The organism is Streptococcus infantis (assembly GCF_047465525.1).
Classification (GTDB): Bacteria; Bacillota; Bacilli; order Lactobacillales; family Streptococcaceae; genus Streptococcus; species Streptococcus infantis_R.
In genome coordinates this window covers 25,774-49,793 of the sequence record NZ_JASGZS010000011.1, presented here as the reverse complement: position 1 = coordinate 49,793, position 24,020 = coordinate 25,774, and the positions used below count along the sequence as shown (strand labels likewise).

At 39.1% G+C, this 24,020-nt stretch carries 28 protein-coding genes; 8 read left to right on the top strand and 20 right to left on the bottom strand.

Going from position 1 to position 24,020, the window contains the following annotated elements:
* Window positions 1-47: 47 nt before the first annotated feature.
* The 9 genes from QM374_RS05580 to QM374_RS05540 form a co-directional block, all read right to left on the bottom strand.
* Entirely contained in the window at window positions 48-353 is a 306-nt protein-coding gene (locus QM374_RS05580; protein WP_414311125.1) for a hypothetical protein, read from the bottom strand.
* Window positions 353-571 carry a hypothetical protein gene (locus tag QM374_RS05575; RefSeq protein ID WP_414311124.1) on the bottom strand — a complete coding sequence of 73 codons (219 nt, stop codon included), beginning with the start codon at window positions 569-571 and terminating at the stop codon, window positions 353-355. Before QM374_RS05575 ends, QM374_RS05580 begins: the two co-directional genes overlap by 1 nt.
* Complete coding sequence (locus QM374_RS05570) at window positions 571-1,392, bottom strand: ATP-binding protein (protein WP_414311123.1); 822 nt, start codon at window positions 1,390-1,392, stop codon at window positions 571-573. The genes QM374_RS05575 and QM374_RS05570 overlap by 1 nt, the downstream gene beginning before the upstream one ends.
* Window positions 1,393-2,139: a conserved phage C-terminal domain-containing protein gene (locus tag QM374_RS05565; RefSeq protein ID WP_414311122.1), complete on the bottom strand. Its 747-nt coding sequence runs from the start codon at window positions 2,137-2,139 to the stop codon at window positions 1,393-1,395.
* A complete protein-coding gene (gene dnaB / locus QM374_RS05560; protein WP_414311121.1) occupies window positions 2,140-3,474 on the bottom strand; it encodes a replicative DNA helicase in 1,335 nt (444 codons plus the stop codon).
* Window positions 3,471-3,809, bottom strand: a complete 339-nt coding sequence (locus tag QM374_RS05555; protein ID WP_414311120.1) for a hypothetical protein — start codon at window positions 3,807-3,809, stop codon at window positions 3,471-3,473. The genes dnaB and QM374_RS05555 overlap by 4 nt, the downstream gene beginning before the upstream one ends.
* On the bottom strand, window positions 3,806-4,234 hold the full coding sequence (locus QM374_RS05550) for a hypothetical protein (RefSeq protein WP_414311119.1): 429 nt from the start codon (window positions 4,232-4,234) through the stop codon (window positions 3,806-3,808). Before QM374_RS05550 ends, QM374_RS05555 begins: the two co-directional genes overlap by 4 nt.
* A 10-nt stretch (window positions 4,235-4,244) precedes the next feature.
* Window positions 4,245-4,535, bottom strand: a complete 291-nt coding sequence (locus tag QM374_RS05545) for a hypothetical protein (protein WP_052696554.1) — start codon at window positions 4,533-4,535, stop codon at window positions 4,245-4,247.
* 97 nt (window positions 4,536-4,632) lie between these two features.
* Entirely contained in the window at window positions 4,633-4,776 is a 144-nt protein-coding gene (locus QM374_RS05540; RefSeq protein ID WP_414311118.1) for a hypothetical protein, read from the bottom strand.
* A 117-nt stretch (window positions 4,777-4,893) separates the two neighbouring features.
* On the opposite strand from QM374_RS05540, the gene QM374_RS05535 reads away from it, so the two are divergent.
* A complete protein-coding gene (locus QM374_RS05535; RefSeq protein ID WP_414311117.1) occupies window positions 4,894-5,115 on the top strand; it encodes a hypothetical protein in 222 nt (73 codons plus the stop codon).
* Window positions 5,116-5,205: 90 nt separating this feature from the next.
* On the opposite strand, the gene QM374_RS05530 is transcribed toward QM374_RS05535, so the two are convergent.
* Both QM374_RS05530 and QM374_RS05525 read right to left on the bottom strand, forming a co-directional pair.
* On the bottom strand, window positions 5,206-5,916 hold the full coding sequence (locus QM374_RS05530) for a phage antirepressor KilAC domain-containing protein (protein ID WP_414311116.1): 711 nt from the start codon (window positions 5,914-5,916) through the stop codon (window positions 5,206-5,208).
* A 26-nt stretch (window positions 5,917-5,942) separates the two neighbouring features.
* Window positions 5,943-6,167: a DUF739 family protein gene (locus QM374_RS05525; protein ID WP_414311115.1), complete on the bottom strand. Its 225-nt coding sequence runs from the start codon at window positions 6,165-6,167 to the stop codon at window positions 5,943-5,945.
* Between the two features lie 174 nt (window positions 6,168-6,341).
* On the opposite strand from QM374_RS05525, the gene QM374_RS05520 reads away from it, so the two are divergent.
* The 3 genes from QM374_RS05520 to QM374_RS05510 all read left to right on the top strand — a co-directional run bounded on the left by QM374_RS05520 (window position 6,342) and on the right by QM374_RS05510 (window position 9,359).
* Window positions 6,342-7,124 (top strand): S24 family peptidase, encoded by a 783-nt coding sequence (locus QM374_RS05520; protein ID WP_414311114.1) that lies wholly within the window; start codon window positions 6,342-6,344, stop codon window positions 7,122-7,124.
* 12 nt (window positions 7,125-7,136) lie between these two features.
* The gene (locus tag QM374_RS05515) at window positions 7,137-8,051 is read left to right on the top strand and encodes an HIRAN domain-containing protein (protein WP_414311113.1); all 915 of its coding nucleotides are present in this window, start codon (window positions 7,137-7,139) and stop codon (window positions 8,049-8,051) included.
* A 162-nt stretch (window positions 8,052-8,213) separates the two neighbouring features.
* Window positions 8,214-9,359 carry a tyrosine-type recombinase/integrase gene (locus tag QM374_RS05510; protein ID WP_414311112.1) on the top strand — a complete coding sequence of 382 codons (1,146 nt, stop codon included), beginning with the start codon at window positions 8,214-8,216 and terminating at the stop codon, window positions 9,357-9,359.
* Between the two features lie 44 nt (window positions 9,360-9,403).
* Here QM374_RS05510 and QM374_RS05505 read toward each other — a convergent pair whose 3' ends face one another.
* The 4 genes from QM374_RS05505 to QM374_RS05490 form a co-directional block, all read right to left on the bottom strand.
* On the bottom strand, window positions 9,404-9,772 hold the full coding sequence (locus tag QM374_RS05505) for an HAD hydrolase-like protein (protein WP_414311111.1): 369 nt from the start codon (window positions 9,770-9,772) through the stop codon (window positions 9,404-9,406).
* 3 nt (window positions 9,773-9,775) lie between these two features.
* Entirely contained in the window at window positions 9,776-11,056 is a 1,281-nt protein-coding gene (locus tag QM374_RS05500; RefSeq protein WP_414311110.1) for an MATE family efflux transporter, read from the bottom strand.
* Between the two features lie 60 nt (window positions 11,057-11,116).
* Window positions 11,117-12,601: a threonine synthase gene (thrC, locus tag QM374_RS05495; RefSeq protein WP_414311109.1), complete on the bottom strand. Its 1,485-nt coding sequence runs from the start codon at window positions 12,599-12,601 to the stop codon at window positions 11,117-11,119.
* A gap of 74 nt (window positions 12,602-12,675) precedes the next feature.
* Complete coding sequence (locus QM374_RS05490) at window positions 12,676-13,953, bottom strand: gamma-glutamylcysteine synthetase (RefSeq protein WP_414311108.1); 1,278 nt, start codon at window positions 13,951-13,953, stop codon at window positions 12,676-12,678.
* Window positions 13,954-14,325: 372 nt separating this feature from the next.
* Here QM374_RS05490 and adhP point away from each other — a divergent pair, with 372 nt between their 5' ends.
* The 4 genes from adhP (at window position 14,326) to QM374_RS05470 (ending at window position 18,454) form a co-directional block, all read left to right on the top strand.
* Window positions 14,326-15,345 carry an alcohol dehydrogenase AdhP gene (gene adhP / locus QM374_RS05485; protein ID WP_414311107.1) on the top strand — a complete coding sequence of 340 codons (1,020 nt, stop codon included), beginning with the start codon at window positions 14,326-14,328 and terminating at the stop codon, window positions 15,343-15,345.
* Window positions 15,346-15,696: 351 nt separating this feature from the next.
* Window positions 15,697-16,686: a PTS sugar transporter subunit IIB gene (locus tag QM374_RS05480; protein ID WP_045613768.1), complete on the top strand. Its 990-nt coding sequence runs from the start codon at window positions 15,697-15,699 to the stop codon at window positions 16,684-16,686.
* Window positions 16,687-16,715: 29 nt separating this feature from the next.
* The gene (locus QM374_RS05475) at window positions 16,716-17,528 is read left to right on the top strand and encodes a PTS mannose/fructose/sorbose transporter subunit IIC (RefSeq protein ID WP_075230373.1); all 813 of its coding nucleotides are present in this window, start codon (window positions 16,716-16,718) and stop codon (window positions 17,526-17,528) included.
* Between the two features lie 14 nt (window positions 17,529-17,542).
* Complete coding sequence (locus tag QM374_RS05470) at window positions 17,543-18,454, top strand: PTS system mannose/fructose/sorbose family transporter subunit IID (RefSeq protein WP_045763029.1); 912 nt, start codon at window positions 17,543-17,545, stop codon at window positions 18,452-18,454.
* A gap of 583 nt (window positions 18,455-19,037) precedes the next feature.
* On the opposite strand, the gene QM374_RS05465 is transcribed toward QM374_RS05470, so the two are convergent.
* From QM374_RS05465 to QM374_RS05445, 5 genes are all read right to left on the bottom strand, one after another.
* Window positions 19,038-19,283: a glutamate synthase gene (locus QM374_RS05465; protein WP_414311106.1), complete on the bottom strand. Its 246-nt coding sequence runs from the start codon at window positions 19,281-19,283 to the stop codon at window positions 19,038-19,040.
* Window positions 19,284-19,449: 166 nt separating this feature from the next.
* Window positions 19,450-20,028, bottom strand: a complete 579-nt coding sequence (locus QM374_RS05460) for a DUF4230 domain-containing protein (protein WP_000493216.1) — start codon at window positions 20,026-20,028, stop codon at window positions 19,450-19,452.
* Between the two features lie 261 nt (window positions 20,029-20,289).
* Entirely contained in the window at window positions 20,290-21,606 is a 1,317-nt protein-coding gene (locus QM374_RS05455) for an ISL3 family transposase (protein WP_414311105.1), read from the bottom strand.
* A 138-nt stretch (window positions 21,607-21,744) separates the two neighbouring features.
* Window positions 21,745-23,079: an aminopeptidase C gene (gene pepC, locus QM374_RS05450; RefSeq protein ID WP_070458803.1), complete on the bottom strand. Its 1,335-nt coding sequence runs from the start codon at window positions 23,077-23,079 to the stop codon at window positions 21,745-21,747.
* 110 nt (window positions 23,080-23,189) lie between these two features.
* Window positions 23,190-23,912: a pseudouridine synthase gene (locus QM374_RS05445; protein ID WP_414311104.1), complete on the bottom strand. Its 723-nt coding sequence runs from the start codon at window positions 23,910-23,912 to the stop codon at window positions 23,190-23,192.
* Window positions 23,913-24,020: the final 108 nt, after the last annotated feature.

The following is a 24,020-nucleotide window of genomic DNA, read 5'->3' as shown; positions in this document are numbered from 1 at the left end:
AACCGATAAAGAAGCACAGAAAAGTTATTCCAAATTCTTTAATAAGTTCAATCATTTTCTTCTCCCTTTATTTGTTCTACGTTTGTAAATGATTCCATTACCTTAATAATTTTTTCTAACTTAGATTTATGTAGCGTGATGTAATTATTTTTCTTCACTTGTTCACAGAAGATACAAATTCGATCGCCAAAAAATCTGCAATTTTCAGTTAAGCGGTGTCTCTCATCTGACTCTATTTGTTCCTTGTTGGCTAAGCTAACAAGGATTATTTCATCAGATTCTTTCCAATCTGGAAGTGCTACAGCTTTGTATAAGTTTTCAAATGCTAAATCGGTTAAAATATCTCTAGCCATTATTTCCCTCCTGAAAAAGTCGCCAAGTAGTAACAATCCTTCGCACCGTAGTCGAACCGCGTTGTCCGTTTGCCGATGTACTTCTGAAACCTTGGGTGAGTGATAACCGAGAATGCCCATTGATGGTCTTCCATACGCTCAATGAGATCATCGACGTTATTAAACGTCCAAAGGAAGAATTGACAGTGCCCGTTGTAGACGAAGTAAAGATTTAACATCAATACCTCCTATCCTTCATCCCAGACGGATACACAAAGCACCTGCCAGTTGCTCCTTCAAAAATGCGACTTGATAAAGCACCATTCCCGAAATCGTCCGAGTAAAGCTCTTTAATTTCTTCACTAGACAGATTCGTGTTGATAATCGTATTGGTCCGATTATCCAGGATCTTGAACAATATCTGATGCGCCCATTCATTTCGCCTCGTGTCAGCCTTGCGACTCTCTTTCCCAAGGTCATCCAGGAAGAGAAAATCAACCTCAGACAGTAGCTTGACCATCTTGGCTTCTGAAAATCCATTGTCAAACTCAAAACTTTCTCGAATCTTGTCAAACAAAGCCACAACCGACACAAAGAGCACGCTTTTCGGTTCATCATAAGACTTAAATTGCTCATTGAGAAACCGAGCTAATCCATAGGTTAGATGACTCTTCCCGACTCCAGAAGGTCCTGTGATGATGGCATTCCCAACTGTACCTTTGGCATACTCACGTTCCAATCGCTTCACAAAATTCATAGCCTTTTCATCAATATCAACCTGAATCTCATAGTCATGTAGTGACTTGCTAGCAAGCTTACTTGAAACGATACTGTCACGAGCAAAGACCTCGTAAGTGTCCGATAGCTTGCTTTTGACCTCGGCTTCCATATTCAACTGCTTTTCAAAGAGACGGATGTTCTCTTTCTCACACTCAGGACATTGACTGATTTCTTCAACCTTCCCCTTAATAGGAATCTTAACAGACCAAAGATGGCATCCATGGATTTCACAGACATCATCAAGAACCGTTCTAGTTCTAAATTGTTTAAACTGTTTCATCTAAAACCCTAGCCTTTCGTCTGTTTTCTTTTCACGATTAACAATATTCCCTTGATTCAAATAACCATCGAACTTTGTTCCAAAGAGTGTTTCAGGTCTCAAATATTTCGCATACTTCGTACCTGACCAATCCTTAACCATGTTATCAATCACCTGTTTAAAGTCATCTAATCGATATCCTTCAGACCATCTAGCCTTAATCAGAGATCTGTTCTTCTGAACATTATCTCTATAATTCTTTCCAGTCTTTGAATTGAGATAATCGATAATTTCTTTGTAAGGGATATTATCTATACTACCCTGACCTATACTACCCTGACCTATACTATGCGGACATTCGTCCGTCACTTGTCCGTCAACTGCCTGACCTTCTTCAGTAAGCTCTAGAACTGCCTTTCCAGGCTCAACCAATCTACTTCCATCAACTTCTAATCCAAGTTGTTGAATAGCTAAATTCCTATGTATACTAGGCTTGTGTCTATCTGGTCTAATTTTATTTTGTTCGTTGAAATCCGTAATGAAATAGACCATGTCTTGATTAAGTGGTTTTATAAACTGCTTGATAACTAATAGGCCTAAACTGTCCTCACTGGCACCAATCATTCTAACGACTGGAAATGCTTCGACAATTCCGTCATCATCTGAATTGATGACTAAATGAACATACAATGCCTGAGTTTCAAGTGGTAGTCTTAAAAATTTTTGTGTTTGCATTATGGTCTTGCTGACCATTCTTCTTTCTGCCATCTACCCCTCCACACTTGAAAATTTTGTGTATTCCTTATGAAAATACAACTTCACTGTCCCTAGACTCCCATGTCTATTCTTTTCTAGGATTAGCTCGGTCACGTTATTCGCTTCTTGACTGTCTGCCTGTTCCTTCTGGTAATAGGCATCACGATACAAGAACGCTACAATATCAGCATCTTGCTCAATAGAGCCTGACTCTCGCAAGTCTGCCAGCATTGGGCGCTTGTCCTGTCTCTGTTCAACTGCACGACTTAACTGTGACAAGGCAATGACAGGTACTTTCAAATCTTTAGCAAGTATCTTCAATTCCCTTGAAATCTCTGAAACAATCTGCTGACGATTCTCGCCCTTTGCCCCAGTTATCAACTGCAAGTAGTCAATGATGATGACACCCAGACCGCCCATTTCTTGGGCGAGTTTTCGAGCATTTGAGCGTATCTCTGAAATCCGAATACCCGCAGTATCGTCCACAAAGATAGGCGCATCATAGAGATTATTTTGGGCCTGTACCAGCCGTTTCCATTCGTCAGTACTCAAATTCCCAGTCTTCAGATGATAAGCTGGAACCATGCCCTCTGATGCCAACATACGCTCGATCAGTTCCTCTGCACCCATTTCAAGCGAGAAGATAACTGCAGGCTTTCTTTCCTTCGTAGCCACATACTTTGCAATGTTCAATGCTAACGCCGTTTTCCCCATTGCAGGTCGCGCAGCAAGGATGATAAGATTTCCTTCATGAAGGCCTGTTGTAATCTTATCTAGTCCGACAAATCCAGTAGACAGACCAGTCACGAATCCATCTGTCTGTGAGCGAGTCTCGACTATCTGCATGTGTGTATCAAGAATATCGGCCACATTACGAAATCCTGTCCCTGCATTTTGATTACTGATATCCAGTAGAGATTTTTCAGTTTTAGCAATGATCTCACCGATTGAGACATCACCTTGATAAGCACTAGATAACGAATCCGACAAGTCAGCGATTACTTTTCGGAGCGTAGCCTTTTCTTTTACAAGCTTCGCATAATGCTCCACATTTTTTGAAGTCGGAGTTGAGTTCACCAGCTCGACAACGTAGGTGATGCCCCCGATATTTGAGATATCTCCCTGATTAGTAAGAGCAGAAATCATGGTAGTAGCATCGATCGGCTCACCTTTTTCAAGTAATGACAACATTGTTTTAAAAACAATCTTGTTAGCAGGCTTGTAGAAATCGTCTGGAGTTAATTCGTCTGCAAGTGACGTCATCGTTTCTGGTGAGATAAAGACTGCACCCAGAACCGACTGTTCTGCAACTAGATCATGAGGTAGTATTCTAAAATCTTCACTCATGCGCTATCCTCCCAATACTTTTTCAAATCCACTTCCATCACTGCAGCAAGGTTCTTTTGCTCGGTTAGGATTTGTCTGCGATAAGGCGCAAGACCAGCTTGTCGCTCCTCCTCATTTCGTGGTAAGTAATATCCGTTCGGCTTCATTTTCTTAGCTACGATAGGATGACCAAAATTTACACGCAAGCTCTCGATGATTTCTTCTACCTTACGTTTTGAGAGCCCAGTTTCTAAACGAATTTCACTGGCTTGGATTGGCAAGTCGAAGGTCGCACAATTGATAATCATGTTTAAGACACGAATTTCTAACTCATTCATACTGCGACTAACACTCATGTCTTTGCCCTCCATTTTCTTGGATTCTGACGAAAATCCATCGTCATTTCTTTGTAGAGCAAACGCCCATTTTCTTCTAAGAGATTCGCATTTTGTTTTCGTAGAATATCATTGTTACCTGCTTCTTCCTGGTAGTCGTTAGCCAGTCTGTCATAATCTTCGATGCATTCTCTAAAACTATGAGGCACATCCTCAATCGTTGAAGCGAGTCCGACAGGTGGTTGTGTGTCATAGGTGAATCCTCTATCACAGTTTTTCAAGTTTCTTCGTGCAACCTCTCTGAAATCTTCAGCTTCTTCAATGATGATCACTGTTTTTTGTTCAGTTTTTTCTTCATTTTTAGCGGTCAGTAACATCAGGATAAAGATCCCGATAAAGATTGACACTAAGCCAAGCAGCTGGCTTGATAAAGTTGGTTCTGTCATTTTGTTCTCCTTATGCTCTTAATTTTCGTACTTCTTTTTCTAATTCCAAAATCTCGTAAACATCATTGACATCATACATAGTATCTTTCCCTTGCTTACGAAATCTTAATCCTTTTCGTTCGAGCATCTTAACATATCCGTGAGTAAAGCCGAACTTCTTCATCAAAGCTTGTTGATTGATTGGCATGCGATCATTCTCTAACTGCTCCTTGACCTGCTTTTCAGCAAAAGCCAATAATTGATTCGTGAACAATTCAGCACTTTCACCATCCAATCGTAATTGTAATGTTATACCTTCCATTTTCTACATCCTCTCAACTATGCGGGCAAGCATTTTTTGTGATATAATAGTTTAAATTGTTTAAGTAAGTACCTGATTTCCGTCAGGTGCTTTTTGTTTAAAAAGTCTTACTTTCCATAGCCCTGAGTTCTATCTCATGGCTGACTTGTTTCAATAGCTTCTCACACGCTATCTTTGCTTCTCTGTACGTTTTAGATTCACTGATGAAGTAATCAGCAAGTTCAATAATTTTATCTTCCATTCAACCTCCTATATCAGTCTCAAGACTGATGAAATTCCCTCCTAATTTGCTATAATAACCTTGACTAGGACCTCTCACCGTTTTAGTCAAAATTTCAACAGAAAGGAGGAAAACTATATGGCAAAATTAACTAAAGAAGACGCTTTTAAAGTTTCTAAAGAAATTATCAACGATTCTAAACCTATTATCGAAGATATGTTAGATGAAGTATTTAAAGAGTATCCAATCGACATGGAGATTAGAAAGGCTATTCTCCATAGTGTTCTTGTTGCCCATAAACTTAGCACAGAAACTACGGTCTCTTTACTCGTTCAGCTAGTAAACTCTCAAGATAACTAGTGTTTCTTAAAAGTTTTTCAAATAATTCAGGGTCTGCCTTTACGAAGGCGGGCTCTTTTTTCCCGCTATACGGATATCGTCTTGGTCTCATCATACTGCCTCCTCATTCAAAAACTTGTTGATAAAATACTGCTGCCCCTTGCCAGTGACCTTGACGGTCTTGCTGACAGAGATATGACCGTCAGGATGTGTGATGGTTGACTCCTTGATTTCAAAGATTTTCATTTCCATGCTTCGTTGTGTCGGCATGTTCCAGTCAGAGCCTTTTCGCTTGATCAAGTAGCCATTTTCACGCAACCAGACAAAAAGACGATTGCCTCCGATTTTGTAGCCGTTTTGACTGATGAGCTTAGCAAGGTCTCCGACCAAGATAGATGTGTGACTAGCACTCACAGCATCCGCAAAGAGTACCTTCGGTTTGTCCGCCTCGATCTGAACTTCTAGCTTATGAACCTTCTTGTCTGCCATGAGCAAGGCTCTCGCCATAATCTTCTCAGGGCTGTTAAAGTCCTTTTCTACCTGAATGAAGTACTGTCGGACTTGCTTGCCTCGCTCTGTCCGCTGGATCATGGCAATTTCTTTAGCCATGTCTAACTTGATGACGTGGTCAGTAGCTCTACGACCTCCTGTACTTTGCGACAAAAATGTCGAAAAGTCTTCGTTTTCTGTAAATCCGTATTCCGTCATTCGTGGAAACCATTTATCATAAGGTGTTTTGACTTCCAGAGCCTCATGAAGTTGTCTTCCTGAAACAACAGGCTCATGACTGTCATTAAGTGTAACGTTGATAAGTTCGTTCATAATGTTCCTTTCTAGTTTTATTTTGTTCAAGTTTCTTGAACTTCAAGTTTAAAAAAATAATCCCCTATTTGGTTATCTGGAATAAGTAACAGATTACAAGCTGTTGTAATTTCGTTGTTTTTCCAATAACGCTGATTATTTAATTTAAGTGAAATACTTCGTTCTGAAAGTTTCATAGCTTTAGCGAATTTTTTCCGGCTATTAAAAATTTCAGTAATTTTTCCATTCAATTTTGAATAATCAAATTTCATTTATTCTCCTTTCTATCTTTTGTTCAAGTTATTTGAACTCTTGTGATTATAATTCTACTCCTTATTTTTTGCCTTGTCAATACTTAAGTTCATTTTTTTTGAACTTTTTTACTTTTTATCTTGAACTTTTGTTCAAATAGATATATAATTACTATTGAGAACGGAGTGTTAAATATGAAAACTACAACATCTTTACGACTAAAACAAATTCTGTCTGAAAGAAATCTTAGACAAGTAGATATCTTGAATAGTTCTTTACCACTTCAAAAGGAACTTGGTATCAAAATGGGTAAGAGTGCTTTGTCACAATATGTTTCAGGAAAGTCTTCTCCTGATCAAGACAAACTTGTTTTATTATCTAAAACATTGGGGGTCTCCGAAGCTTGGTTAATGGGATATAATGTTCCTATGTCAGACGATACTCCTGTCCAAGAACTAAAGATACCTACTTCCCCTCTTGTTCAGAAAATAACTGAAAAAGCTGTAAAGCTTACTGCTCCTAGAAAACAAAAGGTTTTAGATTTTACAGAGAACCAATTGCGCGAGCAGTCTAACAAAGTTATTTCATTAGAGGAAGACTTATTTGAATACAAGGTATATGAAAAACTTTCAGCTGGTACTGGATTCTCATACTTCAATGATGGGAACTATGACACTGTTTTTTATGACAAAGACCTAGACCACGATTTCGCTTCTTGGGTTTTTGGGGATTCTATGGAGCCTAAGTATATGAATGGGGAGGTCGTTCTTATCAAAGAAACAGGATTTGACTATGATGGTGCTGTTTATGCAGTTGATTGGGATGGCCAAACTTATATCAAGAAAGTTTATAAAGAAAAAGATGGTCTTAGACTCGTCTCTATCAATAAAAAATATAAAGATAAATTTGCACCATTTGAAGAAGATCCGAGAATTATTGGAAAAATAGTCGGAAACTTCATGCCAATTGAAAATTAAAAGGAGAAAGTTATGAAAATAGGTATGAGAACACCAAGTCTAAAAAAGAGCTTGAAAGCTAAAACTACTAGCAAATGGAAAAGACAAGCTAAAAAAGCTATTATTCCTGGATATGGGAAGAAAGGCGTGGGATGGATAAAGAATCCCAAGAAAGCCATGTATAATAAGGTCTACCATAAGACAACATTTGGACTTTCTGATTTACTGAAACCGTCTAAAAAGAGAAAGAAAAAAGTAGTCGCAAAAAAACAACAATCTATTTTGTCATCTAACGGTAAAAAGCAACACACTCCAAAAGAATATAAAGAAGTTGGACTTGTCTTTATGGTTTTAGGTGCTATATTCCTATTTTTATTTCTACCTCTTGGCTTCTTCTTGTTTATTACTGGTTTTATAACTTACATTATTGGTCATTTAACTGCAAAGCGAGAGAAAAAGAAGAAAATTGAAAATTACAGCCCACAGATTGATACAATTATTTTCCGAGAAGACTTCTTGTTAATGGGAACAAATTATCATAAAGAAGAAGCTGAAGCTGCTGCTGATTTTCTTTCTAAAGGAATTCATTATTTTGGAAAAGATAATAAGAGTTTAAAATCTTATATGCTTGAAACATATAAACCAGTTTATAAATACAATAAATTAAAAACAGTTGATGTTCATCTATTCCCAGAACCAACAAATCCTCATGATAAAAATGCTATCAAAGTTTTAGTGAATAATATCTTTGTTGGATACTTGCCTGCTATGATCGCATCACAAATTTCATCATACATAGCTAATCCAAATTACCGATACGATGCAATCCTTACTGGTAGGGGTGGACCATACAAAACACTAAACATCGAAACTGAGAGAGTTATTTCTCGTGAAAAAGAATTGACGTATTATCTAGATTTAACAGTATGGCGCCTAGCTAAAAAATAAAAAATCCCCACACTCTCCGACCGCCAAGTTTTTGAGTGTGAGGTTTCAATTTTCCATCTAGCAAGCAATGGAAAAGATGATAAAAAAATACAACTATAGTTTATCATAAGTTCTACACCTTTTCAACTATGCGGGCAAGCAATCGAAAAGAAAGGACTTTTTATGATAAAAAAATACATTACAAAAAAAGGAGAGACTAGATATCTCTTTCAAACATACCTGGGCATAGACCCTGCAACTGGAAAAGAAAAACGCACAACAAGACGTGGTTTTAAAACCATTAAAGAGGCCAAGACTGCCGAACGTGACCTTCTCTTAGACGTTGAAGAAAATGGTTTTTCAAACAATGAAGATTTCCAGAATCCTACTTTCGCTGAAGTCGCTGATTTGTGGCTTTCTAGCTATAAGAATACCGTAAAACCAACAACATATCAGAACGTTAAGAAAAAACTTAATGTTATGATTGACTCATATTTTACAGATATGAAGATTAAGCAGATCAGTGTCGCTTATTGTCAGAAGGTTGCTATAAAGTTAAGTAATCGCTATGTCCTCTATGCCAATTACTACTCTGTTATTAGCCGTATTTTCAAGTATGCCGCTTCTCTTGATATCATTAAGTCAAATCCCTTAGACAAGATTATCAAGCCTAAAAATAAACCCTTAAAGGGCAAAGAAAACTACTATACAAAACAGGAACTAACAGAGTTCCTTAAAGTTTCCAAAGCAAATTTTAAGCCTGTAGACTATACCTTTTTCCACTTGCTCGCTTTTTCTGGATTGAGAACTGGAGAAGCAATCGGCCTCATGTGGTCAGATGTTGACTTTGAAAATAAACGGTTAAGCATTTCTCGCACGGCTGTCGTGATTGGCAAAAAACAAACTGTTCAGGATCCTAAAACCAAAAGGAGTAAGAGGGTTATCATCTTAGATGATGAAACTCTGAATGTTTTGAAACTCTGGAAACGACAGCAAATAAAAGAATATTTCCAGGCTGGTGTTCCTTACAAACATGATTTGAATTATATTTTTACGAATGACATAGGGGGATGGCTTTTAGCCGCAACTATGAAAGTGAAGCTTAGCAGATTCTTTTGTAAACACAAAGAACTTAAAAAAATTTCGCCTCACGGATTTAGGCATACACATGCTTCTCTTCTGTTTGAAGCTGGTATTACAGCCAAAATCATTTCAGATAGACTCGGTCACAATAATGTTCAAATCACCCTTGATATGTATACCCACATCAATGATAATCAACGTGTTGAAGTCGTTGACCAGTTCATGGATTTCATCCGCTCCAGCTAAAATTAAAGTCGTATTCAATCTCGTATTCACTTTTGCTTAACACGCTAGAAGTCCACTGGTTTCAAAGGATTAGCAAGCTGTGTACTATTTATGGTATAAACAAACTGCTCAATTCCTTGCTGGTCTGCCCAAGCTAAGATTTCACGCGCCCCCGGCATCAGAACAACTTGAGCATTCTTCTCAGCCAAACTCTGAGCACGAACCTGATTGAGCATATCAGCATCCAAGCCTCTTTCTTCTCCCACCTTTTCCAACAGATCTTGAACGGAAGTTTTTAGAATAAAGGCACGAACCTCAGCCTTATCATAAGGAATATCAAACTGGGCAAAAGTCTCTTCGATTCCTGCTAAGATAGCCTCATAAGAGTCCAATAAAGTCCCATCTAAATCCCAGATAAATCCAATTTTTTTCATATGTCATCCTTTCAAAGAGATATATTGCTTATAACGATAGCGCAGGAAGAACCAGCGAAAACCATTATCCAAAAGCGTTCCTGCCCAAATACCAGGCAAGCCCCAACCAAGAACAATTCCCATCAGATACCCTGTTCCGATACGGATACACCACATTCCGATACTTGTCGCATAAAAGGGGAGGCGTGCATTTCCCAACCCCTGCCAGACAGCTGTATAAATGACTGTCCCCGTCGTCATAGGAGTTCCTAGTAGTGAGAACAGTGTCACCAAAACACTGGCTTTAATGGCCGCAGGATCACTAGTGTAGAGGTGACTTAGGGGCGTTCCGAGAGCATAGATACTAAGTGTTAAGGGCAACATGAGAAAGAGCGATAGCCAAAAAGTTTGCTTACTGAGCTTGTCCACCCTTGCCCAATCATCTTCTCCAACTGCTCGAGCCACCTGCATGACTGTTGCTGTAGCGACACCAAAGGCTGGCATATAATTAAACTGAGTCAAGACTTCACCGATTGCATTTCCTGCGACTGCCTCAGTTCCGAAAGAAACAACCAGGGCAATAATAACCACATCTCCAGCTCGCATCATGAGACGCTCTCCCGCTGCAGGTAAAGCCAAAGTCAGTAAGTCTTTGTCCAGTCCAAAGCTTGGTCTTGTATATGGGAGTTTTAATTGTGACCATAAAATCACAACCCCGACCAAACGAGATAGAATAGTCCCCCAAGCTACACCAGCTATGCCCATATCAAGAACAAAAATAGCTAGACTTGAAAAGAGAATATTCAAGGCATTGGATAAAAGACTCACATAAAGGGGAAGGCGCGGATTATGGGTGGTGCGAATCAAGGCACCCAAACTAGTCATCAAGCCCAAGAGGACAATTGTCCCTCCAACTAAAGCTAGGTATAGTCCTCCACTCTCAGCCACAGCCGCTTCTGTCCCCAAAAGACCAATCATCTCTCGTCCTGCAAAGATGGATAAGGCCCCTAAAACTAAACTCAGTAGCAGAGTAATCTTGAGCGCTTCTGTCACATGGTAGGCTAGTCTAGACTGATCTTTCTGTCCCAAACTTTTTGATATAACACTAGAAATTGCTGCTCCCAAGGCAATAAAAATAGCCTGATAAATAGTGATAATATTTCCAGCTACAGACACACCCGAAATGGCGATCAACCCCAGATGTGCCACCAGATAGCTATCTACCATCCCCATGAGCATCTGCAAGAAATTTTCACCCATGGCTGGCAGGGCTATGTTGAGAATGTCTTTATTTTTCTTAAACAATCCTTCCTCCTGATGAAAAGAAACTCAGTTAGTTGCCCAACCGAGTTTACTTCCTCTGTCTTAAAGTCCTAGATAAGATTCTACTGCAGCCTGCATCTCTGCTGCTGCAACAGTTGTCTTGTGACGGACTGGAGCTGTTTCAAGGCCATCAACTGCTGGTGGCACTGCCACTCCTGAAATTTCGTGCAACTGAGCCAAAGCTTCAAAGTCGGTCAAGCCTGATTTCCCTGTTACAGCTTCTACTGCAACTACTGGGAATTTATATGGACTAGCTGTTGAAGCAATCACGGTCTTAGCCACATCGCCTGTCGCCGCTTGGTATTTTTTATATACGGCTGAAGCAACTGCTGTATGAGGATCCTCGATGTAGGCATCTGTTTGATAAACACGCTTGATTTCTGCTGCTGTTTCCGCTTCAGTCGCATACTCTGCTGCAAAGAGATCAAGAATCTCTGCATCAAAATCTGTTAATTCATACTGACCTTGGTTATTCAAAGCATTCATGAGTTCAGCTGTCTTAACCGCATCATTACCCAAAAGGTGGAAAATCAAGCGCTCCAAGTTTGAAGAGACCAAGATATCCATAGATGGGCTAGTGGTTACCTTAAACTCACGCTTCTTGTCATAAACACGAGTTTTGAAGAAGTCTGTCAAAACATTGTTGTCATTTGAAGCACAGATCAACTTGCCAACTGGTAGGCCGATTTGCTTGGCATAAAAGGCAGCCAAGATATTCCCAAAGTTTCCTGTCGGTACGGTGAAGTTAACCTTGTCACCAGCCTTAATCTCACCAGTTTTAACAAGCTGAGCGTAGGCATACACATAATAGACAATCTGTGGTACCAAACGACCGATATTCATAGAGTTAGCAGATGAGAACTGGAGCTTGTTAGCAGCCAATTTTTCACGAAGCTCCACATCGTTGAACATGTGCTTAACGTTGGTTTGAGCATCGTCAAAGTTTCCATCGATGGCGATAACATGGGTGTTTTCGCCCGTTTGAGTGGTCATTTGCAACTCTTGCACCTTGCTGACACCGTCTTTTGGATAAAAGACGATGATTTCAGTTCCAGGAACATCCGCAAATCCTGCCATGGCAGCTTTACCAGTGTCTCCAGATGTCGCTGTCAAGATGACAATCTTGTTTTCCAAACCATGCTTCTTAGCAGCTGTTGTCATAAAGTATGGCAAGATAGACAAGGCCATATCCTTAAAGGCAATGGTTGAACCGTGGAAAAGTTCCAAGTTATATTGTCCGTCTAATTTCACTAATGGCGCGATAGCTGGAGTATCAAATTTGCTATCGTAGGCATTATTGATACAGTAGTCCAACTCCTCAGCTGTAAAGTCATCCAAGAAAGCTGACAAGACAAGCTTAGCTACTTCTTGGTAAGAAGCGTCCTTTAATGTTTCAAAATCCAAATCAACCTTTGGATAGCTAACTGGAGTAAATAAGCCTCCATCTGTTGCCAAACCTTGCAAAATCGCTTGGCTGGCTGTTACTGTATTTTTCGCATCACGCGTTGATTGATAAACTAATGTCATAAATCTCTATCCTTTATCTATAGTCTCATCCATTATAACATGATTTTTCAGAAAATTCTCCCTTTATAAGAAAATTATAGAATCAATTTTTCTTTCAAAGGCTCTAAATAGGTCATTTCTTGCTGACCTCTTATCTTAAGACCTTGCTCTGCTATCGCTAGCAAGTCTTTTGAGAATTGAACAATTCCAACTGTCTCCTCATCTGAAAGCCGTTTCTTAGAAAACTGGCGTCTCAAAGATTTGTAGTCACGACCAAAACTTTCAAAGAAAGGAGCTGTTTCTAGGTAAGTTTCAAGCTTGTCTAGATTCACCAGCAATCCTAAATGAAAGGCTGCTGAAGCAAAGGTGCGGTCTAACGGCTGTGTACAAACACTACGAAATTCGACCGTTCCTCGAGTTGTTAAGTCTTGGAATTGGTAACTACGGTGCGTTTGGAAATCCTTCTCTTGAGGAACAAGCAGAGTTTCTTTTCCATTTAGAGTATAGGCAGTAATCTCATCAGTATCTAAGTAATCTCTAGCCCGAATTGGAGAAAAATAGTAGGTTTCCCCATCACGTTCTGCTGTAAAAATCGCAGATCGGTCTAGATAATCAAAGAAATCATCCTCTTCTTTGAAGAGTTTTGAATTGACACCGACATTCTCTGGATAAATTCCATGCATGGAATCTTCCCAAAAAATATCTCGTGAAATCAAAGTATCCCATTCTGCTCCCGAAAACACAGAATTGGCAAACAGGTAAGCTTTGGCTGCCTCAAGCTGAGTGAATGCATTAATGACACGTAGGTAGTTAGCAGTCGATACATCCAACTGAACTTGACTCCCACAGATAAAGGCTCCATATTGTGGAAAGTCATACAAATCAGCACTCTCTTGGCGACTTCCCATCTGCAGATAAGCCATCAGCATCTGGTAGCGTGGATAAGCCACAGGGCGATTGTCATTCTGATCCCAGCTTGGATGAATCCCCCAGCCCTGGATAGCATGATCCTTTTCGCCTAGTTTTTCCTGAATAACCTTCATATAAGCTTGAAATCGTCCTTGGACCTCTTGGATTTTCTGGGCTCTGCCAAAGGCAAACTCCAAGGTCGTGTAGGAAACCTCAAACAAAATCCGGTCTTGACTGATCGGTTCTACAAGTTGAATTGGATTGCCATCCTGGTCTTCCTTTTCAACTTCCAGACCGAGAGCATCCACCAAAAAGCACATCAAATCCTTACTGACTTCAATATCGGTAGCTTGTCCATCTACATGTACGATAGGAAACTCCAACTCAATCCCAATATAGAGATTTGGATTTTCTTTTATATTTTTTAAATAACGGTTTTTCAATAACTGAATAGAAGGGGACATAGATACCTCTCACTCTAAATTCTCTTACTAGAAAGATCAATTGCTTTCTATATTATACCAAAATCCCCTCGAGAAGAAACTCAGAAAATTTGCTGAAAACCTTAAAGAGGCGATATAAAGTCAACTTTTCTAGCGTTTATAGGTATTTACTCGCCAATGCATCAATCTTATTTGTTCAATTTTCACAGTCTTATCAACCGGTTAAGCGATTACATAGGTTTTCACCTCAAAACTATTGTACTATAATAAATATCGTGATATACTTCACATATAAGTAAATAAGAAGGCGGTTCAAATTCGACTTCACTTGAAAACCTATCAAGCCAAGCCCCTTTTCCTCTGCACCTCAACGACTAATCAAGGAGGATAGCTATGAAAGCTGTTGTTGTAAATCCAGAAGGCACTGGTGTTGCTATTGAAGAAAAAGTTCTCCGTCCACTCAAAACTGGGGAAGCTCTTGTAGAAGTTGAGTACTGTGGTGTCTGCCACACTGACCTCCACGTTGCCCATGGTGACTTTGGTAAAGTTCCAGGACGTGTTCTCGGTCACGAAGGGATCGGTATCGTCAAAGAAGTTGCTCCTGATGTTAAAAGCTTAAAAGTTGGCGACCGTGTCAGCGTAGCTTGGTTCTTTGAAGGCTGTGGTATGTGTGAATACTGTACAACCGGACGCGAAACTCTTTGCCGTTCCGTAAAAAATGCAGGCTACTCAGTTGACGGTGGTATGGCTGAACAATGTATCGTAACTGCAGATTATGCTGTTAAGGTTCCAGATGGTCTCGATCCAGCCCAAGCTTCTTCTATCACTTGTGCCGGTGTTACTACATACAAGGCTATCAAAGAAGCAAAAGTTGAACCAGGCCAATGGGTTGTCCTCTATGGTGCTGGTGGCCTTGGTAACTTGGCTGTCCAATACGCTAAAAAAGTATTCAACGCTCACGTTATCGCAGTTGATATTAACAATGATAAACTTGCCCTAGCTAAAGAAGTTGGTGCAGATATCGTGATTAACGGTCTTGAAGTCGAAGACGTTCCAGGTCTTATCAAAGAAAAAACAAACGGTGGTGCTCACTCAGCTGTCGTAACAGCTGTATCAAAAGTTGCCTTTAACCAAGCAGTTGACTCTGTTCGTGCAGGCGGTCGTGTAGTTGCTGTTGGTCTCCCTTCAGAAATAATGGACCTTAGCATCGTCAAAACAGTTCTTGACGGTATCCAAGTCATCGGTTCCCTTGTTGGAACACGTAAAGATTTGGAAGAAGCCTTCCAATTTGGTGCTGAAGGTCTGATTGTGCCAGTCGTTCAAAAACGTCCTGTCGAAGATGCCGTTGCTGTCTTTGATGAAATGGCTGCTGGAACCATCCAAGGTCGTATGGTTCTAGACTTTACTCACTAAGATAAATAATAAATGCCAAAACGAGGTCGAGCCAGAAAATCCCACCTCGTTTTTTTGTAATAAAATTTTGACACGACAACTAATTGGACTTGGGGCATTTTTTAGACGCCCAAGAGCACTACTGACGTAAACTTCCTAGTCCCTCTGCTTTTTTATATTAAATTTTTTTACCATTTTATAGATGATTTTATAAAAATTCGATATATCAATATTTGTAAAAATGGAAATTTGAGATTTTTTTCACTCTTTATTATAATTAGTTGCTTTTTTTCTGAAATCGATTTATACTTAAGGAGTCTTAAAGTTTTCTTAAACTACAAGTCAAACATTTTATAAGGAGGAATGACAATAATGAGTATCGGAATCATTATTGCGAGCCACGGTGAATTTGCTGCGGGTATTCATCAGTCAGGATCTATGATCTTTGGTGAACAAGAAAAGGTTCAAGTTGTAACCTTTATGCCAAACGAAGGTCCAGATGATTTATACGCCAAGTTCAACAATGCTGTGGCTGCATTTGACGCAGAAGATGAGGTTCTAGTCTTGGCTGACCTTTGGAGTGGATCTCCATTTAACCAAGCTAGTCGCGTAATGGGAGAAAATCCTGAGCGTAAATTTGCCATCATCACAGGACTTAACTTGCCGATGTTGATCCAAGCCTACACAGAGCGTCTTATGGACGCGAATGCTGGAGTGGATAAAGTCGCTGCGAACATCATTAAAGAAGCTAAAGATGGCATCAAGGCTCTACCAGAAGAGCTAAACCCAGCTGAGGAAGTTGCAACTGCTGCAGCTGCTCCTGTAGCCCAAGCTGCTATCCCAGAAGGAACAGTTATCGGAGACGGTAAATTGAAAATCAATCTTGCTCGTCTTGACACACGTCTTCTTCACGGACAAGTCGCAACTGCTTGGACACCAGATTCAAAAGCAGACCGTATCATCGTTGCTTCAGATAACGTTGCAAACGACGATCTTCGTAAAGAATTGATTAAACAAGCGGCTCCTAACGGAGTGAAGGCTAACGTTGTCCCAATCAAAAAATTGATTGAGGTTGCAAAAGATCCTCGTTTTGGTGAAACACACGCCCTTATCTTGTTTGAAACACCACAAGATGCCCTTCGTGCTATCGAAGGCGGTGTGCCAATCAAGACTCTTAACGTAGGATCAATGGCTCACTCAACAGGTAAAACAATGGTCAACAACGTATTGTCAATGGACAAAGACGACGTTGCTACATTTGAAAAAATGCGTGATCTTGGTGTTGAATTTGACGTACGTAAAGTACCAAACGACACTAAAAAAGATTTGTTTGACTTGATTAGCAAAGCTAACGTTCAATAATTAAAACTAAATAGAAAAGGAATAAAACCATGTCAGATATTTCATTCATTTCTGCTATCTTGGTTGTAGTTGTTGCCTTCTTCGCAGGTCTTGAAGGTATCCTCGACCAATTCCAATTCCACCAACCAATCGTAGCTTGTACCCTTATCGGTCTTGTTACTGGTAACCTCGAAGCAGGGGTTATGCTTGGTGGATCACTTCAAATGATCGCCCTTGGTTGGGCAAACATCGGTGCTGCCGTTGCTCCTGATGCTGCCCTTGCCTCTGTTGCCGCTGCAATCATCATGATTAAAGGTGGTAACTTTACTACTGAAGGTATCGCAGTCGCAACTGCTACTGCAATCCCTCTTGCCGTAGCTGGACTTTTCTTGACTATGATTGTTCGTACAATCTCAGTTGGTTTGGTTCACACTGCAGACGCTGCTGCTAAAGAAGGGAACATTGCAGCTGTTGAGCGTGCTCACTACTTTGCCCTTGCTCTTCAAGGTCTACGTATTGCTATCCCAGCTGCACTCTTGCTTGCAATGCCAACTGAAGCCGTTCAAAGCGTATTGAACCTTATGCCTGAATGGCTTAAAGGTGGTATGGCTGTCGGTGGTGCCATGGTCGTTGCCGTTGGTTACGCTTTGGTAATCAACATGATGGCAACTCGTGAAGTATGGCCATTCTTCGCTATCGGTTTTGCTCTTGCAGCAATTTCTCAATTGACTTTGATTGCCCTTGGTGTCATCGGTGTTGCCCTTGCCTTCATCTACCTCAACCTTTCTAAACAAGGTGGAAACGGTGGCGGAGGAGCTGCAACTTCTAACGATCCAATCGGTGATATCCTAGAAGACTACTAGAAAGGGGAACAATCATGGCTGAAAAAATTCAATTATCAAAATCAGATCGCCAAAAAGTTTGGTGGCGTTCACAATTCCTTCAAGGTTCATGGAACTACGAACGTATGCAAAACTTGGGTTGGGCTTACTCTTTGATCCCAGCTATCAAGAAACTTTACACTAAAAAAGAAGATCAAGCTGCTGCTCTTGAGCGTCACCTTGAGTTCTTCAACACTCACCCATACGTAGCTGCTCCAATTATGGGGGTTACTCTTGCACTTGAAGAAGAACGAGCAAACGGTACTGAAATCGATGACGCTGCTATCCAAGGTGTTAAGATTGGTATGATGGGACCTCTTGCCGGTATCGGTGACCCAGTCTTCTGGTTTACAGTTCGTCCTATCCTTGGTGCCCTTGGTGCATCACTCGCTGCAACTGGTAATATCGTTGGACCACTTCTCTTCTTCTTTGGATGGAATGCAATTCGTATGTCTTTCCTTTGGTATACACAAGAGTTTGGTTACAAGGCTGGATCTGAAATCACTAAAGACATGTCAGGTGGTATCTTGAAAGACATCACTAAAGGAGCTTCAATCCTTGGTATGTTCATCCTTGCCGTTCTTGTACAACGTTGGGTATCTATCAACTTCACTATCAACCTTCCAGGTAAACAATTGTCAGAAGGTGCCTACATCGTCTTCCCAGAAGGTCCTGTTACAGGTGGAGAATTGAAGGGTATTCTTGGTCAAGCACTTAGCGGATTGAGTTTGGATAGCGTTCAACCACAAACGCTTCAAGGTCAGTTGAACTCATTGATTCCAGGATTGATGGGACTTCTCCTTACTTTCCTTTGCATGTGGTTGCTTAAGAAAAAAGTATCTCCAATCACAATCATTCTTGCCCTCTTTGTAGTTGGTATCGCAGCTCGTTTCTTCGGTATCATGTAATCTCGACGAGAATGTATAAACAAAAAAAGAATCAGGTTCATCACCTGATTCTTTTGGCTCTTTGTCAAATAGTGTTGATGAAGAACCTAATCAACAAAAATTGGACTACCTGTCTCCGGTTGAATTCCGAAGACGGTAGCCCTAGGGTGTTTTTATTAAATTCTCACTTTTTGGGGTCAGTCCCTAAGCCTGATAATAGTTTCTTGTTCATACTATTCTCCTACTAATATTTTATGAATATATTAATACCTATATTGTTATAAGATGTAGATATTGTTGCTAATATCAAATATTTCTATTTAATCTTCTCATAAATATATACATGTTAATATATTAAAATCTTTAAGTATTTATAACTATAGTTCCTTAATTTTCCCAGTAAAAAAACGAAAGGCACCACAAGTTATTTATGTGTTTTCTTTAAACGATTCATGTACTTCTGTCGCAACTTCTCACCCGCCTTTAATTGCGGTTACGATAGATTGAGGACCTAAATATGCATCACCTGTTATTAGTTCATTTCTATTGGACTCTGATGTTGACCGAAAGTCAAATTTTTACCTTTCATCTAGAACACTAAAGTCTACTTTTGTTCAATTGCTGCAACGACAAGGTCACATGGAATAATATGTTCACTACCTGCCAGTTCATGCGTTGATCTTCTTCCACTTTCATCAGGTTCACCAAGTTCCATTGTAATAACCTTTACACCAGTTACTTTCCCACTCTCATCACGCAATACTTCTTTAATATTCTCTAAGAAATGGAATGTAACACCTTCATTGTGTGCATCTTTGATTTGTAGTGTAGCTTCTAGTATATTGTTCATATGGTCATCATTCTTTTGTTTTAGGTTTCAGCGCTTTTAATATAATGGATGTTGGCCTTTTTGTATACACTAAAATAGGGTTGGTGGAAAATTTCCATCAACCCTAAAAATTATAGAACCACACAAAACCCTGACCAGAGATGGCCAGGGTTTTGTATTTCAAAAATTATTCTGTAAATTCTATAGTTACTTTTACTTCAGAATCCATTGAAGAAAATATTGTTTTATAATAATTGATTGCAGATTCTTTAATTTCACTCTTAAATTTATCTAAATACTCTGCTTGTTTATCACTAGAAAGTTGGTTAGCAACCAATTTCCCAGTATCAATATCTTCTGTAGTTCCACTTAATAACTCTCCATGACTATCATATAAATCATAAGGATTATCTTTTGAAAGTTCAACACCAATTACTTCCAATTTTGGAACAATAACCTTATATTCTTTTTCGCTTATTTGTTCAACCTTTACACTACTTTTAATTCCAAATTTAGCTTTATAATTTAAAATTACTAATGCTGCTTTTTTAGAGAACGGCACATCAAACCCAAAAACTTGAGTTGTTTTTGTTTCAGAAATAATTTCATTAATTCCCGCATTCAAAAATACAACTTCATTCACTTTTTCAATACTTTCGATATTAATTGACGATTTGACTTCTGATTTATGTTCCTTAGGTAAGAAAAATAGCACTCCAATAGCTATAATAGCTATTAATACCACATTCAATAGTACACTAAACATATTAACTTTCTTCTTTAATATAGACAAGATAAAAAAACCTCACTTTAAATAATCTATCTAAATTTTACACATTCTAAAGAAAATAGTCAATATTTTTTCGTACTATCTTCTAAAATTAATTGTGCCTATTAAAAATGAAATTAGTTTGTTGCATTTGATTATATTTTTTGAACACCAAATCCATTTAAAATTGAGTGCTATTTTGAGCACTAAAAAAGGGCTCTTTGTCAAATAGTGTTGATGAAGAAATTTAGGAAGGGATTAAGCAACTAATTGTTGCTTAATTCCTTTTTGTTTTGGGCCAAACATTTTTGTTATTAAAATAATCCTATTTCTAAAATGGTAATAGTTTCTAAAGCCGTAGGCATTTCTTTTAAGCACTTTTATTTTATTGTTTATTCCTTCAATAGGGCCATTTGTTCTAGTTAGATACTCACAAGTATTTTGAATATATGGCAAGTAAGTCATAAGAGTCTTTAATACTCTTTTTAAACCAGGAGATAGGTCTAATTGCGTAGCTGCTTCAATCGTTTCCTTGAATTCTATATAATCTCTATCCTGTATACATTCACGAAGTGAATGTACAACATCATAATCATTTTTAAGAGATGGATTTTTTTCTAAGATATAATCTACGATTCCTTTACTTGTTATGAAGCTTTCAAAAAGCTTATAACGATTATATTTATAGTTCTGAAGTTCATTAGAGTTCTTTAAAATTAACTTCCAATAATGTTTTAACTTTCGATATAATTTAGAGTCTTTATAGCGATGCTTATTCATGACACGTACCCGAGTTCGATTTAATTCTCTATTTAAGGCTTGTACGATATGAAAAGGATCAATGATAATTTTAGCGTTAGGAAACATTTCTTTTATTAATTGAATGTACGGTAAGTACATGTCGATGGAGATAGTTTTTACCTTTAATCTAGTCTTAGGCTCAAAACGATGAAAATACTTTTTCAAGCTGTAAGATTTTCTATCTCGTACAACATCGACCAGCTTGTGTGTAGTGCTATCACAAATAATGAAGCTCATATTACTATCGGAAGATTTGACGGATTTAAATTCATCAAAACACAAATGCTCAGGTAAATCGTGTAATGGTTTAATCTTTAGTAAACGTGTTGTATCATCTATGATACGTCTTACCGTATGAACTGAAACATTTGTTTCTTTTGCGATATAGGTTTCAGATACTGTTTCACTTATTTTTGATTTAATTTCGTTTTTTAAGCGTTTAGAGATATGACAGTGTTTTTCTACGATTCGACTAGTGTCTGCGGTAAATGAAGAGCCGCATTCTCTACAGAGAAATCTCTGCTTGCGTAGATTTAAGTAAGCCGCTAGGCCTGAAACAGAACAGAGAGTGATACGAGATGTTTTCGTGCCGTTTTTAACGATATTATTATTTCGGCTAACACACCCACAAACGGTACAAAATTCTGGTTTATGCGTATAAGTAGCTGCATAAAATAAAGATTTTCTCTTTTTAAATATCTTCTCTTGAACTTTATTATCCCAAATAATGTTTTTATCTTTGATTTGTAGTGTAGCTTCTAGTATATTGTTCATATGGTCATCATCCTTTTGTTTTAGGTTTCAGCGCTTTTAATATAATGGATGTTGGCCTTTTTGTATACACTAAAATAGGGTTGGTGGAAAATTTCCATCAACCCTAAAAATTATAGAACCGTTCTTTTTATATCTCATTTATTCAGCCAAGGCACCCATTGGATCCCATGGTGCAAGGACGATTGGTTCTGCTTCATAGGCAGCTTGTTCTTCTGCTGTTAGTAATTCCTTACGAACAACAATTTGGTAAGTGTACTCGTCCATCCAAGCATCTGAAGCAACAAAGTAACCATCTGTACCGACCTTGTCTCCCCATGAGTTTTCAACTTTCCACTTGATTGATTTGCCATTTTCATCCAAATCAACACCTGTCAAGACCATGGCGTGGGTCATCAAGCTTTCGCTGTAGTCCAAACGTCCAGCCTTGTCTTGAGTGAGTTGAATGTCCATGCTTGATTCAAAGTCATAAACATCTGTCGCAAGGATTCCCGCTTTACGGTTGCTGAGCTGGCCGACATCAGAACCAAACCAAACAGTCTCTCCTGCTTGCATTTGAGCAATCGCCAATTCTTTCAAGCGTTCCATCGGTACGTTAATGTAACGAACTGCACGGCTACCAACGACATTTCCCAACATCTCAACTGTGTATGATTTGCCATATGGTTTATCAGCAGTTGGAGCATTGATCACAGAAACGTAGTCTTCTAATGGAAGGTCGACATATTTCTTGTAAAACTCTTGTGGAGTGATACCTTTTTCGCTTTGGTAGTTATTGTCTTTATCACGATAAGCAAAGTCAAATTTACGTGGTGGGAGACCTAGTGACATTGCAAGGAAGTTAAAGATTTCTTGCAAGAGGTCTTCTTTCTTAGCCTGAACAGTTGCTTGATCAGCACCTGAAGTCAAGAGGTCACGTAAGATTTGAGCATCTTGACGAAGTAATTTATTAAGAATGGCATTAAGCTCACGACTGCTACTAGATGAAACAGACTCTGGATAAACAGACTTAGGAACAACACCGTATTTCTCAAAGAGAGAAACCACCATATCCCACTGACCACCATCTTGTTGTGGAGTTTGGAGTAGGAAGCTAACCTTACGGCTCGTCAATTCTTGGTCAGCAGTTGCAATCACTTGCTCCAAGAACCAGTTAGATTTTTCATACTTGTCCCAGAAGAAGGTGTGGGCTTGTGACAATTCAAAGTTTTCAAGTTTGTATTGAGAGATGAGTTTGTGGCGGAAAGTGTTGAGGGCCGCAAACATCCAGCATCTACCAGAAGCTTTCTGGTTAGTAACCTTATCCTTTGTCAAATCAAGTGAGAAAACTGGTGTGTTGTCGACATGGCTTTGACGACGCTCAAGGGCTGCAAAAATTCCATTATGGCTAGCAGCATTTTCGATAGCTTGGTATTTGACATTTGCTTCATAATTAGCAAATAATTTATCTGTAAATGATTCTTGAATAGCGTTCATAAAATCCTCCTTTTATTCTACAGTCTATTATAACTCTTTTCACAAAGGAAGCAACCAAAAACTGAAAAAGGCAAGGATATTTTCCTCACCTTTTTCAAAGATTCCACAGTTTACCCAACACTTTCGCGCAAGCCTTCCACTTCCTCTTTGGTTAAGCGACGCCATTCCCCACGCTTCAGATTTTCATTCAAGGTCAAAGTTCCCATGGTCAGACGTTGCAAGTCCACCACTTCCTTGCCACAGTAGGCTACCATCCGTTTAACCTGGTGGAATTTCCCTTCTACAATGGTCACACGAACCAGACTTTGATTTTTTTCTCTATCAAGAGCCACAAGCTCCAGCTTAGCAGGCTGACAGGTAAAGTCTTTGAGCGGAATCCCCTGAGCAAATTTCTCTACATCCTCTTGGGTCATAATTCCCTTGACCTGCGCCAGATAAGTCTTATCCACATGGCGTTTAGGAGAAAGAAGAGCATGAGCCAGTTGGCCATCATTGGTCAAGAGCAAGAGTCCATGCGTATCGATATCCAAACGCCCTACTGGGAAAACTTCCTTTGAACGAGCTAAATCATCTAACAAATCCAAAACAGTCTTATGTTTAGGATCTTCAGTCGCTGAGATAACCCCCTGGGGCTTGTTCATCATATAGTAAACAAACTCCTCGTAGTCTAGCTTTTGCCCGTCAAAACAAATCTCGTCTGTCTCTTCATTGATTTGTAGCTTGGCAGATTTTTCCTTTTTACCATTGACCATCACGCGCCCAGCCTTTAGAAAGTTTTTAACTTCCGTCCGACTTCCTACAGCGCAGGCAACTAAAAATTTATCTAATCTCATAGCACTATTATACCATGAACAAGCTTAATCTTAGTACAAAAATAAGCCGCCTGATTGGGCGACTTTATTTTATAGGGAGATTATTATGAAAAATTTTTAGGAGTTAAA

What these genes read in the sequence shown, in the direction of transcription:
- adhP (WP_414311107.1), top strand. Translation starts at nt 14,326, where the DNA reads ATGAAAGCTGTTGTTGTAAATCCAGAAGGCACTGGTGTTGCTATTGAA.
- QM374_RS05550 (WP_414311119.1), bottom strand. Translation starts at nt 4,234, where the DNA reads ATGACAGAACCAACTTTATCAAGCCAGCTGCTTGGCTTAGTGTCAATC.
- pepC (WP_070458803.1), bottom strand. Translation starts at nt 23,079, where the DNA reads ATGAACGCTATTCAAGAATCATTTACAGATAAATTATTTGCTAATTAT.
- QM374_RS05525 (WP_414311115.1), bottom strand. Translation starts at nt 6,167, where the DNA reads ATGAAATTTGATTATTCAAAATTGAATGGAAAAATTACTGAAATTTTT.
- QM374_RS05520 (WP_414311114.1), top strand. Translation starts at nt 6,342, where the DNA reads ATGAAAACTACAACATCTTTACGACTAAAACAAATTCTGTCTGAAAGA.
- QM374_RS05535 (WP_414311117.1), top strand. Translation starts at nt 4,894, where the DNA reads ATGGCAAAATTAACTAAAGAAGACGCTTTTAAAGTTTCTAAAGAAATT.
- QM374_RS05570 (WP_414311123.1), bottom strand. Translation starts at nt 1,392, where the DNA reads ATGAAACAGTTTAAACAATTTAGAACTAGAACGGTTCTTGATGATGTC.
- QM374_RS05480 (WP_045613768.1), top strand. Translation starts at nt 15,697, where the DNA reads ATGAGTATCGGAATCATTATTGCGAGCCACGGTGAATTTGCTGCGGGT.
- dnaB (WP_414311121.1), bottom strand. Translation starts at nt 3,474, where the DNA reads ATGAGTGAAGATTTTAGAATACTACCTCATGATCTAGTTGCAGAACAG.
- QM374_RS05580 (WP_414311125.1), bottom strand. Translation starts at nt 353, where the DNA reads ATGGCTAGAGATATTTTAACCGATTTAGCATTTGAAAACTTATACAAA.
- QM374_RS05470 (WP_045763029.1), top strand. Translation starts at nt 17,543, where the DNA reads ATGGCTGAAAAAATTCAATTATCAAAATCAGATCGCCAAAAAGTTTGG.
- QM374_RS05545 (WP_052696554.1), bottom strand. Translation starts at nt 4,535, where the DNA reads ATGGAAGGTATAACATTACAATTACGATTGGATGGTGAAAGTGCTGAA.
- QM374_RS05475 (WP_075230373.1), top strand. Translation starts at nt 16,716, where the DNA reads ATGTCAGATATTTCATTCATTTCTGCTATCTTGGTTGTAGTTGTTGCC.
- QM374_RS05490 (WP_414311108.1), bottom strand. Translation starts at nt 13,953, where the DNA reads ATGTCCCCTTCTATTCAGTTATTGAAAAACCGTTATTTAAAAAATATA.
- QM374_RS05460 (WP_000493216.1), bottom strand. Translation starts at nt 20,028, where the DNA reads ATGTTTAGTGTACTATTGAATGTGGTATTAATAGCTATTATAGCTATT.
- QM374_RS05555 (WP_414311120.1), bottom strand. Translation starts at nt 3,809, where the DNA reads ATGAGTGTTAGTCGCAGTATGAATGAGTTAGAAATTCGTGTCTTAAAC.
- QM374_RS05445 (WP_414311104.1), bottom strand. Translation starts at nt 23,912, where the DNA reads ATGAGATTAGATAAATTTTTAGTTGCCTGCGCTGTAGGAAGTCGGACG.
- QM374_RS05455 (WP_414311105.1), bottom strand. Translation starts at nt 21,606, where the DNA reads ATGAACAATATACTAGAAGCTACACTACAAATCAAAGATAAAAACATT.
- QM374_RS05575 (WP_414311124.1), bottom strand. Translation starts at nt 571, where the DNA reads ATGTTAAATCTTTACTTCGTCTACAACGGGCACTGTCAATTCTTCCTT.
- QM374_RS05505 (WP_414311111.1), bottom strand. Translation starts at nt 9,772, where the DNA reads ATGAAAAAAATTGGATTTATCTGGGATTTAGATGGGACTTTATTGGAC.
- QM374_RS05565 (WP_414311122.1), bottom strand. Translation starts at nt 2,139, where the DNA reads ATGGCAGAAAGAAGAATGGTCAGCAAGACCATAATGCAAACACAAAAA.
- thrC (WP_414311109.1), bottom strand. Translation starts at nt 12,601, where the DNA reads ATGACATTAGTTTATCAATCAACGCGTGATGCGAAAAATACAGTAACA.
- QM374_RS05515 (WP_414311113.1), top strand. Translation starts at nt 7,137, where the DNA reads ATGAAAATAGGTATGAGAACACCAAGTCTAAAAAAGAGCTTGAAAGCT.
- QM374_RS05465 (WP_414311106.1), bottom strand. Translation starts at nt 19,283, where the DNA reads ATGAACAATATACTAGAAGCTACACTACAAATCAAAGATGCACACAAT.
- QM374_RS05510 (WP_414311112.1), top strand. Translation starts at nt 8,214, where the DNA reads ATGATAAAAAAATACATTACAAAAAAAGGAGAGACTAGATATCTCTTT.
- QM374_RS05530 (WP_414311116.1), bottom strand. Translation starts at nt 5,916, where the DNA reads ATGAACGAACTTATCAACGTTACACTTAATGACAGTCATGAGCCTGTT.
- QM374_RS05540 (WP_414311118.1), bottom strand. Translation starts at nt 4,776, where the DNA reads ATGGAAGATAAAATTATTGAACTTGCTGATTACTTCATCAGTGAATCT.